The following is a 13,165-nucleotide window of genomic DNA, read 5'->3' on the forward strand; positions in this document are numbered from 1 at the left end:
CCACGCCCCCGACCCACCCACCACCTCCACCCACCACGCCGACCACGCCGACCACGCCGACCCGAGGCATCACGCCAGACGATCCGCCAACGCCCCCAGCAACCCGACCACACCCTCCGGCCCGTCCACGACCACATCCGCCCGCCGCCGCAGCTCGGGCACCTCGTCGCTGCCACTGCACACCAGCAACCCCGGAGTCCCCGCCGCACGCAGCCGGTCCACGGCCGAGAACGCCGGCAGATCCCCCAGGTCGTCACCCCCGTAGAGCACCGACTCCGCGCCGATCGACCGCATGAAGTCGTCCAGCGCCACCCCCTTGTCCACCCCCGGCGGCCGCAACTCGAGCACCATGCGCCCCGGTTCCACGATCAGCCCGTGCCTCGTCGCCAGGTCCGTCAACGGCTCCCGCAACACCTCGAACGCGGCCTGCGGATCGGCGGCCCGCCGCGTGTGAACGGCCACCGCGCGCCCCTTCTCCTCCACCCAGGCACCGTCGGCCACCCCCAGCCCCGCCAACAGCCCCGGCAACTCCCCCAGCGCCCCGGCGACTCCGGGATACGGCTCGGGCGCGACGAGCTCCCCGCTCGCGGCCTCCCAGCGCTCGGCGCCGTAGTGCCCGAGCACGACCAGACGTTCCAGCCCGGCGACCCCCGCGAACCCGCCGTACCGCACCGCGACCTCCGCGGGCCGCCCGGTGATCACCGCGACGGCGGCCACCTTCGGCGCGAGCGCGGCCAGCACCGGCACCGCGCCGGGATGCGCCCGGGCCTGCTCCGGATCGGCGACGATCGGCGCGAGCGTCCCGTCGAAGTCGAGCGCGACGACGGCCTTGTCCGGCCGGTCGAGAATGGCGTCGAGGCCGCTGCGCCCGGCCGCGGTGGCAGGCGTCGGCAGGGGCCGAGCGGGGTCAGTTTCCGTGGCGTCCGTATAGCTGCCCATGGAGCGACCCTATCCAGGCAACCCCCGTCACCGCTCAGCGCGCCGAGCGTCCCGCACACGTCTGAGCCGGTTCACGGTCACGGGATCGAGGGCCAGCGCACGGGGATCGTCGAGCAGGGCGTTGAGGAGCTGGTAGTACCGCACGGGCGCGAGCCCCAGCTCCTCCCGTATGGCCCGCTCCTTCGCACCGGGCCCGGAGAACCCCCGACGCTCCAGCGCGAGGATGTCCTGTTCCCACGACCTGTCCATGCCACAACGCTAACGCTGAACGCGCCCGCGAACCGGCACCACCCCTGAACCCGAGCCGCAACGAGCCACGGGCAGGCACCCAAACTCAGACCCTCAGGCGCACCCGCATCCCACCACAACCGCACCCACCCGCACCCGCACCCGCACCCACACCCACACCCACAACCGCACCCGCAGCCACCCCCGGCGTCACCCCCGGCGTCACCACCCACCGACCCGCCGCACCGTCACTCCGCGCTCTCGGCCCGCATCGCCAACGACTGAAGCCGCCCGAGCACGTCCTCCGGACTGCCGCCGGGGGCGACGGCCCGCCCCATCTGCTTCTTCACGGCCGCGCTGACCTCGGCCCAGGAGGTCTGCCCCACGGGATACATCTCGGACAGCTGCAACTCGTCCAGGAACGGCCGCAGCTCCGCGTCCTGCTCGGACCCGCTCATCACCTCGAACGCGGAGGTGGTGACGGGCAGCAGGTCGTACCGCCGGGAGAAGTCGAGCACGTTCTCGTCCTCGTACACGAAGTCGAGGAAGTCGCCGATCTCCTCCTGGTGACCGTTCTGCTTGAACGCGGTCATCCAGTCGGCGACGCCCAGCGTGGCCCGGCTCTCGCCCTCGGCGCCGGGCGTGGGCACCATGCCGAACTTCACGCCCTTCTTCGCGGCGGCCTCCATCAGCGAGGGATGCCCGTTGAGCATGCCGACGTCGCCCTCGGTGAACGCGGCGAAGGCGTCGGCGCGGTTGAGATCGCCGGGCGCGACGGGCCCGGTCAGCCCCTTGCCGACGAGTTCGTCCTTGAGCCAGGTGAAGGTGTCGACGTTCTGCGGGGAGTCGATGCCGTAGCTGCCGACGGTGTCGGTGTAGCCGCCCCCGCCGCTGAGCATCCACTGCATGGTCTCGGCCTGCGCCTCCTCGGGCCCGAGGGGCAGCGCGTACGGGTACTTCACGCCCTCGGCCTTGAGCGCCGCGGCGCCGGCGGCGAGCTCGTCCCACGTGGTGGGCGGGGTGATCCCGGCCTGGGCGAAGAGGGTCTTGTTGTAGAACAGCACCCGCGTGGAGGAGGCGAACGGCATCCCGTACTGCACGGACGACACCTGCCCCGCGGTGGCCAACTGCGAGACGAAGTTGGCCTGGACGGGTATGGAGAGCACGTCGTCGGCCCGGTAGAGCAGGTCCTTCGCCGCGTAGTCGGCGTACGCGCCGATCTGCGCCATGTCGGGCGCCTTGCCGGCGTCGACCATCTCCCTGACCTTGCGGTCGACGTCGTTCCAGGAGTGGACGCTGACGTCGACGGTCACCCCGGGGTGCTTCGCCTCGTAGGCGCTGACCAGCTCGTCCCAGTACTTCTGCGAGCTGCTGCCCGCGTCGTCCCCGTAGTCGGCGGCGACGAGCCGCAGCGTCACCTCGTCCGAGCCGCCGAGTCCGCAGCCGCCGAGGACCACCGTCATGCCCAGTGCGGACACCACCGCGATCGTTGCTGTCCTACGCCGCCGCTGCACTTGTCCTGCTCCCGAACCTGTTGGCGAGAATTTTCGAAACCGGCCATAAGGTCTACACCACGTAAGTGGACTAGACCTCTTGAGGGTAGTCGGGCCACACTGTCCCCGTGAGACATGTCATCGCCCTCGACGTGGGCGGCACCGGGATGAAGGCCGCCCTGGTCGGGGCGGACGGCGAGCTGCTCCACCGGGCCCGCCGGGCGACCGGACGAGAGCGCGGACCCGACGCGGTCGTGGACGGCATTCTCGGCTTCGCCGCCGAACTGCGCGCGTACGGCACCGAGCACCTCGGCGAGCCCGCGTCCGCGGCCGGCGTGGCCGTCCCCGGCATCGTGGACGGCGACACCGGCGTCGCCGTGTACGCGGCCAACCTCGGCTGGCGCGACGTACCGCTGCGGGCGCTGCTCGCCGAGCGGCTCGGCGACGTGCCCGTCGCGCTCGGGCACGACGTGCGCACCGGCGGCCTCGCCGAGGGCCGGGTCGGCGCGGGCCGGGGCGCCGACCGGTTCCTGTTCGTGGCGCTGGGCACCGGCATCGCGGGCGCGATCGGCCTGGACGGCCGGGTGGAGGCGGGCGCGCACGGCTTCGCGGGCGAGATCGGCCACGTCGTCGTACGGCCCGGCGGGCTGCCCTGTCCGTGCGGTCAGCGCGGCTGCCTGGAGCGGTTCGCGTCGGCGGCGGCGGTCAGCCAGGCGTGGGCCGGGGCCTGCGGGGACCCGGACGCGGACGCCGCGGACTGCGCGCGGGCCGTCGAGGCGGGCGACCCGGGCGCGGTGCGGGTCTGGCAGGACGCGGTGGACGCGCTCGCCGACGGCCTGGTCACCGCGCTCACCCTGCTGGATCCGCGCACCCTGATCATCGGTGGCGGCCTGGCCGAGGCGGGGGAAACCTTGTTCTCACCCCTGCGGGACGCCGTCCGGCGTCGCGTCACCTTCCAGAAGCTGCCGTCGATCGTCCCCGCAGCCCTGGGCGACACCGCCGGCTGCCTCGGTGCCGGGCTCCTCGCCTGGGATCTCCTCGACAACACCGACCGTACGGAGGTAAGCGCCTGATGGCCAACGCCCCAGGGGCGCGGGACAGCGCCGACGCGCGGCGGAGCCGCGACGCGCGACCCGCCACCGACCACCCGCAGCCGGCGACGGCGGGAACCCCCACGGTCCTCGCCGGTGCCCGCGTGGTCCTGCCCACCGGAACGGTCGAGGACGGCCGGGTGGTCGTCGACGGCACCCGCATCGCCGCCGCGGCCCCCGAACACGCCCGGGTCGTCGACGTGTCCGGTCACTGGCTGGTCCCCGGCTTCGTCGACATCCACAACCACGGCGGCGGCGGAGCGTCCTTCACCTCCGGGACGGTCGAGGAGGTCCTCAGGGGTATCCGCACGCACCGGCTGCACGGCACCACCACGCTCGTCGCCTCCACGGTCACCGGCGACATGGACTTCCTCGCGCAGCGCGCGGGCATGCTGTCGGAGCTGGCCGAGCAGGGCGACATCGCCGGCATCCACTTCGAGGGCCCGTTCATCTCGCCGTGCCGCAAGGGCGCCCACTCCGAGGACCTGCTGCGCGACCCGGACCCGGCGGAGGTGCGCAAGCTGATCGACGCGGCGCGCGGGCAGGCCCGCATGGTCACCCTCGCCACCGAACTGCCGGGCGGCGTCGACTCCGTACGGCTGCTCGCCGAGCACGGCGTGATCGCTGCGGTCGGGCACACGGACGCGACGTACGAGCAGACGGTCGAGGCGATCGAGGCGGGCGCGACGGTCGCCACGCACCTGTTCAACGCGATGCCGGTGCTCGGGCACCGCGCCCCCGGCCCGATCGCCGCCCTCCTGGAGGACGAGCGGGTCACGGTCGAGCTGATCAACGACGGGACGCATCTGCACCCGGCGGCGCTCCAGCTGGCCTTCCACCACGCGGGAGCGGACCGGGTCGCGTTCATCACGGACGCGATGGACGCGGCGGGCTTCGGTGACGGCCGCTACATGCTCGGCCCGCTGGAGGTCGAGGTGGCCGACGGCGTGGCCCGGCTGGTGGAGGGCGGCTCGATCGCGGGCTCGACGCTGACGCTGGACCGCGCGTTCAAGCGGGCGGTGACGGTGGACAGGCTGCCGGTGGAGCACGCGGTGGCCGCGCTCTGCGCGAACCCGGCCCGTCTGCTCGGCCTCGCCGACCGGATCGGTTCCCTGGAGCCCGGCAAGGACGCCGACCTGGTGCTGCTGGACGACGCCTTCGAGGTGGCGGGCGTGATGCGCCGGGGCGAATGGGTGGTGGATCCCCAACTGGGCTGATACGTCCCGGAGTACGGGAGCGGTCGCGGACCGGGGGCTGGGAGGACAGCCGGGTCTTTGGCATGATCGTGGCCTCGGAAAACGGCAACGGCACGCACGCGGGGGAGGTCGGCCCAGGTGATCCTGACGGTCACGCTGAACACCGCTCTCGACATCACCTACCGGGTCCCGGCCCTCACTCCGCACGCCTCCCACCGGGTCACGGACGTGACGGAACGTCCCGGCGGCAAGGGTCTGAACGTGGCCCGGGTCCTCGCGGCCCTCGGGCACCGGGTGACGGCCACCGGTTTCGCGGGCGGCGCCACCGGGCGCGCGGTGCGGGACCTGCTGGCCGAGGCGGCGGACGTGGTGGACGAGCTGGTGCCGGTCGCCGGGCCGACGCGGCGCACCATCGCCGTGGTGGACGCGGCGACGGGCGACACGACGCAGCTCAACGAGCCGGGCCCGCCCGTCTCACCCGCCGAGTGGTCCGCCTTCCTCAAGACGTACGAACGTCTCCTGGCGTCGGCGTCGGCCGTGGCCCTGTGCGGCAGCCTGCCGCCGGGCGTGCCGGTCGGCGCGTACGCCGGTCTGGTCCGCACCGCCAGGGCGGCGGGCGTCCCGGTCCTGCTGGACACCAGCGGGGAGCCGTTGCGCCGGGGCGTCGCGGCCCGGCCGGACCTCGTGAAGCCGAACGCGGAGGAGCTGGCCGAGCTGACCGGCTCCCACGAGCCGCTGCGGGCCACGCAGGACGCCCGGCGCCGCGGTGCGCGCACGGTGGTCGCGTCCCTGGGCGCCGAGGGCCTGCTCGCGCTCACTCCCGAGGGCCGCTGGCGGGCGGCCCCGCCGGCCCGGGTCCGCGGCAATCCGACGGGCGCCGGCGACTCGGCCTGCGCGGGCCTGCTGTCGGGTCTCGCAGAGGGCCTGTCCTGGCCTGACCGCCTGACCCGCGCGGTGGCCCTGTCGGCGGCGACGGTGCTGGCGCCGACGGCGGGCGAGTTCGACCGGCGGGCGTACGAGGACCTGCTGCCCCGCGTGGCGGTGACGACGGAGGCGAGCGCGGCGTAGGCCGTGTCCGCGGCGTAGGCCGTGTCCGCGGCGTAGGCCGTGTCCGCGGCGTAGGCCGTGTCCGCGGCCTACTTCTTGACCTTGCCCGCCTTCAGCCACATCTGGTCCAGCAGGACGTTGCACTTGTCGCCGTCCTGGCAGGACAGGGAGATGGTGTTGGTGCCCTTGCTGAGGGTCGGCCAGGCGAAGGTCTGGGTCCAGCCCTTGGCGAAGTCGCCGTCCTTGGCGCCGGCGAAGTTGCTCATGTTGAGCTTGCTGCCGAACGGCTTGCCGTTGACGGTGAGCGTCATGGCCTGGTCGTCGTCGGCGGTGCTGTACCGGGTGAACAGCGTGTAGAGGCCGTCCTCGGGGATGCCGTTGACGGTCCAGGTGACCGTGGAGCCGGGCTGGTTGAGGTTCGTCACGTAGATGCCGCCGTCGGACTCGGCGCCCTCGACGTCCGACGCCGTCGCGGCGCCGCCGTCCAGCCGCAGCGCCTTCGCGTCGATCGCCGGCAGCTCGACCTCGTCCTCGGCCCCCTTGCTCGCCGTCTCGCTCGGCTTCGCGCTCTGCTGCGCGGTCGGGGCCGTCGTCGCCCCGCCGTCGGCCTTGTCGTCGTCGCCCTCGCTGGTGGACATGGCGATGCCGATGCCGATCACGACGGCGGCGACGACCGCGATCGCGCCGATCAGCAGGCCCTTGGTGTTGGGCCCGCGGCCACGCCCGCCGCCGCCACCGGCCCCGACGCCGGGCGACGGGTGCTGCGCGGTGGGGGCGCCGCCCGGGAAGGTCTCCGGCGCGGCGTAGTGCGTGTTGGGCCTGCCGTAGGCGCCCTGCTGCTGCGGTACGGGGGCGCCGGCCGGCGCGTGCTGGCCGTACTGACGTGTGCCGACCGGACGCACCCGGTTGACCGAGTTCGGGTAGCCGTACCCACCGGACGGCGGCTGGGCTCCGTTGGCCTGACCGTCGGCGTACAGGTAGCCGAACGGGTCGTCGTCCTCGGGCGTGCTCGCGCCGTTGTTGCCGGGCGTCATCCCTTGGTCTCCTCAAAACAGGTGCGGTGCGGATGCGATACGAGTCGTAGAGGGGCGAGCCTACCCGCTCTGGATGCCCCAAACGGGTGACCCGGATCGCATCGGCTCGCTGAGCTGCGGGTCAGCCGGCGCGGCGATGTTGTTTGGGACGAGATCTTTTCTCGACGTACATCCGCTCGTCAGCAGACTTCAACACTTCGTCCGCCGTCATGCCGCAGTGTGCCCATCCGATGCCGAAACTGGCGCCCACGCGCACCGCCCGGCCCTCCGCCCGGATGGGCTGGATGATCTCGTTGCGCAGCCGCACGGCGAGGTCCTGCGCGTCGGCCCGGCCGAGCCCGTTGGCGAGAATGACGAATTCGTCACCCCCGAGCCGCGCGACCGTGTCACCGTCGCGCACGCCGCGTGACAGTCGCCGGGCGACCTCGATGAGGACGGCGTCGCCCGCGTTGTGCCCGAACCGGTCGTTGATGGACTTGAAGCCGTCGAGGTCGCAGAAGAGGACCGCGAGCCCTTTGGCGCCGTCGTCGGGGTCGCTCTCGGGGGCGACGGTGTGCACGTGGTGGTCGTAGGCGTCGTACGTCTCCGCGGCCGGCCCGTAGTCGAAGCCGTGACTCGGGGTGTCGTGGACGGCGGGGTGGCCGTAGGCCGCGTCGATGGAGTCGGCCGTGGCGGAGTGCAGCGACTGCGGGCGCTGGCAGAGCCGGGCGGCGAGCCGGGCGCGCAGCTCGGCCGAGTTGGGCAGGCCGGTCAGGGAGTCGTGGGAGGCGCGGTGGGCGAGTTGGAGCTCGCGGCGCTTGCGTTCCTCGATGTCCTCGACGTGGGTGAGCAGGAAGCGGGGCCCGTCGGCGGCGTCGGCGACCACGGAGTTGCGCAGCGACACCCAGACGTAGGTGCCGTCGCGGCGGCCGAGGCGCAGCTCGGCCCGGCCGCCCTCGGCGGAGGTCCGCAGCAGGGTGCCGATGTCCTCGGGGTGGACGAGGTCGGAGAAGGCGTAGCGGCGCATCGCGGAGGCGGGGCGGCCGAGCAGCCGGCACAGGGCGTCGTTGGTGCGCAGGATGCGGCCGTGCTGTTCGCCGCCCATCTCGGCGATGGCCATGCCGGAGGGCGCGTACTCGAAGGCCTGCCGGAAGCTCTCCTCGCTGGCGCGCAGGGCCTGCTGTTCGCGTTCCAGCCGGACGAGGGCGCGCTGCATGTTGGAGCGCAGCCGGGCGTTGCTGATGGCGATGGCGGCCTGGAATGTGTACATCTGGAGGGCCTCGCGGCCCCAGGCGCCGGGCCGCCGCCCGTTGCGCGGCCGGTCGACGGAGAGGACGCCGAGGAGTTCGCCGCTGGAGCCGCCGGGGCCGGGCGCGTACATCGGGGCGAAGAGGCGGTCGGCCGGGTGCCACTCGTCCTCGAAGCGCGGGGCGGGGCCGTCGGTGTACCACTGGGGGACGTCGTCGTCGTCGAGGACCCAGCCCTCGGTGTGCGGTATGAACACCAGGCTGCCCCACTGCTCGCCCATCGCGAGGCGGCGGTCCCAGGACTCGCGGGAGCCGACGCGGCCGGTGATGAGGGCCTCGGCGGCGGGGTTCCCGGCGAAGGCGGCGACGACGAGGTCGCCGTCGGGCCGGACGAGGTTGACGCACGCCAGCTCGTACCCGAGGGCGCCGACCGCGCCGTCGGCGACGGTCTGCAGCGTGTCCGCCAGGCTGCGCGCCGTGTTCATTTCGGCCATGACCCGGTGCAGCTGTCGCAGGGACGCAAGGCGGACATACGGCTCCGACTCGGTCTCCATGCTCGCCCTCCCCCCGAGACCTCGCAGCGAATCAAGGGTTCTCTTCGGCGTATCGAACTGGCAGCTTCCCCGCCACTGAATCACAGCGCGCTGCCCACTCGGTACACAGGGTCAACAATTCCCGGCTCCTGTGACTCAAGTCACAGGCAAAGATGAACAATTGAGTGGGGTTCCAGCGATTCTCCTGTCCGTTTACTGAACGCATTTATGCGCGCGAGGTGACGTTTTCGGCGTTTTTCCGCCGCCCGCGTCCCGCCCGCCGGCACGGCTCCGCCCTCCGGACCAGGTCCCGGATCGGGCGGGGGCCCGATGCGGGGCGTACGGGGCGGAGACTAGCGTTTCAGGTGTGCCGAAGACTTCTCCCGCCATGTCCCCGATGATCCCCGCGCCCGGCTCCGGGCATGCTGAGGGGGTGACCAACGACGAGTTCCGCGCCGCCATGTCCCGGCTCGCGGCGGGCGTGGTCCTGGTGACCGCGCAGGAGCCGCCGCTCGACGCCGGCGATCCGCAGGCGCCGGACGCCGAGGACGTCGGCATGACGGCGACCGCGTTCATGTCGGTGTCCCTGGACCCGCCGCTGGTGCTGGTCAGCCTCCGCGTGGGCTCCCGCATGGACGACCTGCTCGACGAACAGCCGCAGTGGGCGGTCTCCGTCCTCGCCGAGAGCCAGCGCCACATCGCGGGCCGCTTCGCGATGAAGGGCCGCCTCAGCGACCGCCTGCTGTTCGAGGACATCCCCTACGTACGCGGCGAGCTGACCGGCGCGCCCCTGGTCGGCGGCGCCCTGGCCACCCTGGAGTGCCGCACGGAGCAGCGCGTCGTGGCCGGCGACCACACCCTGGTGGTCGGCCGGGTGCTGACGGCCCACATCCCGAGCGCGGAGGGCGGCCCGCTGCTGTACTTCCGGGGGCGCTACCGGCATCTGGGCTGACCCGCCCCGGCCCGCGCGCCGGGGCGGCTACGACCAGTTCTTCGGGGAGCGGCCCCGCTTGGTCTCCGAGCGCTGCTTCTTCTCCCGCAGCCGCCGCTCGTTGATGCCCCGCGGGATGCGGGTGGGCCTGCGCGGCCGGGGCGGCGGCGCCGTGGCCTCCGCGAGCAGCGACGCCAGCCGTACGGCCGCCGTCTCGCGGTTGCGCCACTGGGAGCGGTGCTCGCAGGCGCGGACGGTGACGACGCCGTCGGTCAGGCGCCCGGCCAGCCGCTCCAGGGCCCGCTGCTTCCACACCTCGGGCAGCGCCTGCGTCTTCGCGAGGTCGAAGCGGAGTTCCACCGCCGTGTCGGTGGTGTTGACGTGCTGTCCGCCCGGCCCGGACGACCGCGAGAAACGCCACACCAGCTCGGCCTCCGGGAGGGAGACGGAGCCGCGGATGACGTGAGGACCGGACATGCCGTCCATGTTCCCGTCCCTGTCCGGTCCACGTCACCCCCTTTTCGGGACGGCGGGTAAAAAAGGTAAAGCCGCCCGGAACCTTCGGTACCCCCCGCGGCGTTCATAGAGGTAGCTGTAGCTTCGTGCCGTACGCAATCAGCAGGCGTACGAAGCTACGACGCATCGCGTACGCAACGAGGGAAGGGACTCCCGAACAATGGCTGTAAGCCTGTCCAAGGGCGGCAACGTCTCGCTCACCAAGGAAGCTCCGGGCCTGACCGCCGTCACCGTGGGCCTCGGCTGGGACGTCCGCACCACCACCGGTACCGACTTCGACCTCGACGCCTCCGCGATCGCGGTGAACGCGCAGGGCAAGGTCTACTCGGACGCCCACTTCGTGTTCTTCAACAACAAGCAGACGCCGGACAGCACCATCGTCCACACCGGCGACAACCGCACGGGCGAGGGCGCCGGCGACGACGAGGCGATCAACGTCAACCTGGCCGGCCTCCCGGCCGACATCGACAAGATCGTCTTCCCGGTCTCCATCTACGACGCCGAGAACCGCAGCCAGAACTTCGGCCAGGTCCGCAACGCCTACATCCGGATCGTCAACCAGGCCGGCGGCGCGGAGATCGCCCGTTACGACCTGTCGGAGGACGCGGCCACCGAAACGGCCATGGTCTTCGGCGAGCTCTACCGCAGCGGCGCCGAGTGGAAGTTCCGCGCGGTCGGCCAGGGCTACGCCTCGGGCCTCGTGGGCATCGCCCAGGACTTCGGTGTGAACGTCTGATCCAGCGCTGAACCTGGTGGAGCCCCCGGCCGCGGACAACCGCCCGGGGGCTCCGCGCTTCCCCGGGGCACCTTTCCCGCGTGATCCCGGAGCCCCTTCCCCTCACACCCCACCGTGACATTCCGGCGCCGGCGTGCGGCGGTCCTCAGGAGAGGTCCGGCTTCCCCTCGCCGTACAGCCAGTCCTCCCAGACGGCCGTGAAGTCCTTGCCGGGCGCCCGCTGTTCCACGTACGCGGTGAAGTCGGCCGTGTCCGCGTTGCCGTGCCGGTGCTTCCCGGCCCAGCCGCGCAGGAGGTCGCGGAAGGCGGCGTCGCCGACCGTCCGGCGGATCCGGTGCAGGACCATCGCGCCCCGCACGTACACCGGAGCGCCCGAGATGTGCGCGGCGTCCGTCGGCCGGGCGGGCGGGAACGCCCAGATCTCCGGGTCGGCGCTCCCGCCGGCGTAGAACGCGTCGAAGGTCTCCTGCGCGCTGTCGCCGCCGTGGTCCTCGCGCCACAGCCACTCCGCGTACGTGGCGAAGCCCTCGTTCAGCCACATGTCCCGCCAGGTCTTCGGCGAGACGGAGTTGCCGTACCACTGGTGGGCCAGCTCGTGCACGAGGGTCGTGAGGTCGGGGGTGCCGGGGAAGACGGGGCGGTTCTGCGTCTCCAGGGCGTATCCGGCGTCCTCCTCGCGGGCGACGATCGCGCCGGTGGAGGAGAAGGGGTACGGGCCGAAGTTCCGTTCCGCCCAGGTGATGATCTCGGGGATCCGCGCCAGCACCGGGCGGCTGGACCGGACGCGGTCCGGGTCGACGGCCGTGTGGACCGGCAGCCCGGAGCGCGTGCGGGAGCGGGTCACCTCGTAGTCGCCGATCGCGAGCGTGGCGACGTGGCTCGCCATGGGTTCGGCGGTGCGCCAGGTGAAGGTGGTGCGGCCGCGCGCGGTGCGCTGCCGCGTCAACTCCCCGTTGGACTCGGCCCGCAGGTCCTCGGGGACGGTGACCTCGATGTCGTACGTCGCCTTGTCGGAGGGGTGGTGGTTGCCGGGGAACCAGGCCATCGAGCCCGTCGGCTCGCCCAGCGCCAGCGCGCCGCGCCGGGTGCGCAGCCAGCCCTCCTCGGAACCGTCCGGGTCGGTGATCGTCTCGGGTGCGCCCGCGTAACGGACCGTCACGCGGAAGGACTCGCCGCCCGCCAGGTCGTCGGCCGGGCGGACGGTGAGGTCCTGGCCCGCCCGGTTCCAGCGGGCCCTGTCGCCGTCGACGGTGACCTCCGCGACGTCCAGGCCCTTCAGGTCGAGGGCGAGGGCGGACAGGTCCCGGGTGGCGCGGGCGGTGATCGTCGCCGTGCCGGTGAGGTGGTGCCGGCCGGGGTCGTAGGACAGGCGCAGGCCGTAGTGGGTGACGTCGTAGCCGCCGTTGCCCGCCTTCGGGAAGTACGGGTCGCGCACGCCGGAGCCGCCGGGCGTGCCGTCGACACCGCCGCCGCACGCGGTGAGGGCAGCGGCGACGACGGTGACGGCACTGACGGCGAGGGGACGGGCGATGCGCACGCGGTGATCTTATGGGGGTACGAGGTGATTCCGGCTCCGCGAACGGGGTTGGGCCCCGGCGTCAGCGGGCCAGCGCCGCCGCTCCCGCCGCCGCGAACTTCTCGTCCAGCGCGCCGGACGGGGCACCCGCGACGCCGATGCCCGCGATCGGGGCGTTCTTCGCGGTGACCGGGACGCCGCCGGCGAGGAACAGGGTGCCGGGGATGTCCTTCAGGTTCGGGGCCTGCGCCAGGCGCTCGGCGAGCTGGGAGGTGGGGGCGTTCCAGGAGACGGCGGTGTACGCCTTGCGCTCGGCGGACTCGTACGACTGCGGGCCGGCGCCGTCGCCGCGCAGGGTGACGAGGGTGTTGCCGTTGCGGTCGACGACGGCGACGGTGACGCGCTGGTTCTCCTTCTCGGCGGCGTCCAGCGCGGCCTGCGCGGCCTCGGTCGCGGCGTCGATGGTCAGGTGGGCGGAGGTCGTGGTGGTGCCGGCCGCCGCTACGGGGGCGGCGGCCGGAGCCCCGGCGGGGGCGGAGGCGTTCGCGGACACCGCGCCGAGCGCCGTGACGGCGACGGCGGCGGTGAGGGCGGCACCGGCGGTGGCGATGCGGGCACGGCGGGAGAGCTTGTTCCGGGGCATGGCGTGCATGGCGGTGAACTCCTCGGAGGGACGGCG

General features: G+C 73.0%; 13 protein-coding genes. 5 read left to right on the plus strand and 8 right to left on the minus strand.

Going from position 1 to position 13,165, the window contains the following annotated elements; genetic code table 11:
* Positions 1-69: 69 nt before the first annotated feature.
* From otsB to QC282_RS18850, 3 genes are all read right to left on the minus strand, one after another.
* Positions 70-939: a trehalose-phosphatase gene (otsB, locus tag QC282_RS18840; protein ID WP_279550645.1), complete on the minus strand. Its 870-nt coding sequence runs from the start codon at positions 937-939 to the stop codon at positions 70-72.
* Between the two features lie 27 nt (positions 940-966).
* A complete protein-coding gene (locus tag QC282_RS18845) occupies positions 967-1,188 on the minus strand; it encodes a DUF3263 domain-containing protein (RefSeq protein ID WP_279550646.1) in 222 nt (73 codons plus the stop codon).
* A gap of 227 nt (positions 1,189-1,415) precedes the next feature.
* Positions 1,416-2,630 carry an extracellular solute-binding protein gene (locus QC282_RS18850; RefSeq protein ID WP_279550764.1) on the minus strand — a complete coding sequence of 405 codons (1,215 nt, stop codon included), beginning with the start codon at positions 2,628-2,630 and terminating at the stop codon, positions 1,416-1,418.
* Between the two features lie 158 nt (positions 2,631-2,788).
* On the opposite strand from QC282_RS18850, the gene QC282_RS18855 reads away from it, so the two are divergent.
* From QC282_RS18855 to QC282_RS18865, 3 genes are all read left to right on the plus strand, one after another.
* Positions 2,789-3,733, plus strand: a complete 945-nt coding sequence (locus tag QC282_RS18855) for an ROK family protein (protein ID WP_279550647.1) — start codon at positions 2,789-2,791, stop codon at positions 3,731-3,733.
* On the plus strand, positions 3,733-4,968 hold the full coding sequence (gene nagA, locus QC282_RS18860) for an N-acetylglucosamine-6-phosphate deacetylase (RefSeq protein ID WP_279550648.1): 1,236 nt from the start codon (positions 3,733-3,735) through the stop codon (positions 4,966-4,968). Before QC282_RS18855 ends, nagA begins: the two co-directional genes overlap by 1 nt.
* A gap of 117 nt (positions 4,969-5,085) precedes the next feature.
* Positions 5,086-6,015: a 1-phosphofructokinase family hexose kinase gene (locus QC282_RS18865; RefSeq protein WP_279550649.1), complete on the plus strand. Its 930-nt coding sequence runs from the start codon at positions 5,086-5,088 to the stop codon at positions 6,013-6,015.
* 68 nt (positions 6,016-6,083) lie between these two features.
* Here QC282_RS18865 and QC282_RS18870 read toward each other — a convergent pair whose 3' ends face one another.
* Together QC282_RS18870 and cdgB are read right to left on the minus strand one after the other, a co-directional pair.
* Positions 6,084-7,028 carry a carbohydrate-binding protein gene (locus QC282_RS18870; RefSeq protein WP_279550650.1) on the minus strand — a complete coding sequence of 315 codons (945 nt, stop codon included), beginning with the start codon at positions 7,026-7,028 and terminating at the stop codon, positions 6,084-6,086.
* A gap of 121 nt (positions 7,029-7,149) precedes the next feature.
* A complete protein-coding gene (gene cdgB / locus QC282_RS18875; RefSeq protein ID WP_279550651.1) occupies positions 7,150-8,808 on the minus strand; it encodes a diguanylate cyclase CdgB in 1,659 nt (552 codons plus the stop codon).
* 367 nt (positions 8,809-9,175) lie between these two features.
* On the opposite strand from cdgB, the gene QC282_RS18880 reads away from it, so the two are divergent.
* Positions 9,176-9,739, plus strand: a complete 564-nt coding sequence (locus tag QC282_RS18880) for a flavin reductase family protein (protein WP_279550765.1) — start codon at positions 9,176-9,178, stop codon at positions 9,737-9,739.
* 27 nt (positions 9,740-9,766) lie between these two features.
* Here the strand turns inward: QC282_RS18880 and arfB are convergent, their stop codons facing one another.
* Positions 9,767-10,204: an alternative ribosome rescue aminoacyl-tRNA hydrolase ArfB gene (arfB, locus tag QC282_RS18885; protein WP_279550652.1), complete on the minus strand. Its 438-nt coding sequence runs from the start codon at positions 10,202-10,204 to the stop codon at positions 9,767-9,769.
* A gap of 190 nt (positions 10,205-10,394) precedes the next feature.
* On the opposite strand from arfB, the gene QC282_RS18890 reads away from it, so the two are divergent.
* A complete protein-coding gene (locus tag QC282_RS18890; RefSeq protein WP_279550653.1) occupies positions 10,395-10,970 on the plus strand; it encodes a TerD family protein in 576 nt (191 codons plus the stop codon).
* A 145-nt stretch (positions 10,971-11,115) separates the two neighbouring features.
* On the opposite strand, the gene QC282_RS18895 is transcribed toward QC282_RS18890, so the two are convergent.
* Complete coding sequence (locus QC282_RS18895) at positions 11,116-12,507, minus strand: M1 family metallopeptidase (RefSeq protein ID WP_279550654.1); 1,392 nt, start codon at positions 12,505-12,507, stop codon at positions 11,116-11,118.
* Positions 12,508-12,568: 61 nt separating this feature from the next.
* Positions 12,569-13,138, minus strand: a complete 570-nt coding sequence (locus QC282_RS18900) for a heme-binding protein (RefSeq protein WP_279550655.1) — start codon at positions 13,136-13,138, stop codon at positions 12,569-12,571.
* Positions 13,139-13,165 lie beyond the last annotated feature (27 nt).

Source organism: Streptomyces sp. DH24 (genome assembly GCF_029813775.1).
In the GTDB taxonomy this organism is placed as follows: domain Bacteria; phylum Actinomycetota; class Actinomycetes; order Streptomycetales; family Streptomycetaceae; genus Streptomyces.

What these genes read in the sequence shown, in the direction of transcription:
- QC282_RS18900 (WP_279550655.1), bottom strand. Translation starts at nt 13,138, where the DNA reads ATGCACGCCATGCCCCGGAACAAGCTCTCCCGCCGTGCCCGCATCGCC.
- QC282_RS18870 (WP_279550650.1), bottom strand. Translation starts at nt 7,028, where the DNA reads ATGACGCCCGGCAACAACGGCGCGAGCACGCCCGAGGACGACGACCCG.
- nagA (WP_279550648.1), top strand. Translation starts at nt 3,733, where the DNA reads ATGGCCAACGCCCCAGGGGCGCGGGACAGCGCCGACGCGCGGCGGAGC.
- otsB (WP_279550645.1), bottom strand. Translation starts at nt 939, where the DNA reads ATGGGCAGCTATACGGACGCCACGGAAACTGACCCCGCTCGGCCCCTG.
- cdgB (WP_279550651.1), bottom strand. Translation starts at nt 8,808, where the DNA reads ATGGAGACCGAGTCGGAGCCGTATGTCCGCCTTGCGTCCCTGCGACAG.
- QC282_RS18890 (WP_279550653.1), top strand. Translation starts at nt 10,395, where the DNA reads ATGGCTGTAAGCCTGTCCAAGGGCGGCAACGTCTCGCTCACCAAGGAA.
- QC282_RS18845 (WP_279550646.1), bottom strand. Translation starts at nt 1,188, where the DNA reads ATGGACAGGTCGTGGGAACAGGACATCCTCGCGCTGGAGCGTCGGGGG.
- arfB (WP_279550652.1), bottom strand. Translation starts at nt 10,204, where the DNA reads ATGGACGGCATGTCCGGTCCTCACGTCATCCGCGGCTCCGTCTCCCTC.
- QC282_RS18850 (WP_279550764.1), bottom strand. Translation starts at nt 2,630, where the DNA reads ATGACGGTGGTCCTCGGCGGCTGCGGACTCGGCGGCTCGGACGAGGTG.
- QC282_RS18880 (WP_279550765.1), top strand. Translation starts at nt 9,176, where the DNA reads ATGTCCCCGATGATCCCCGCGCCCGGCTCCGGGCATGCTGAGGGGGTG.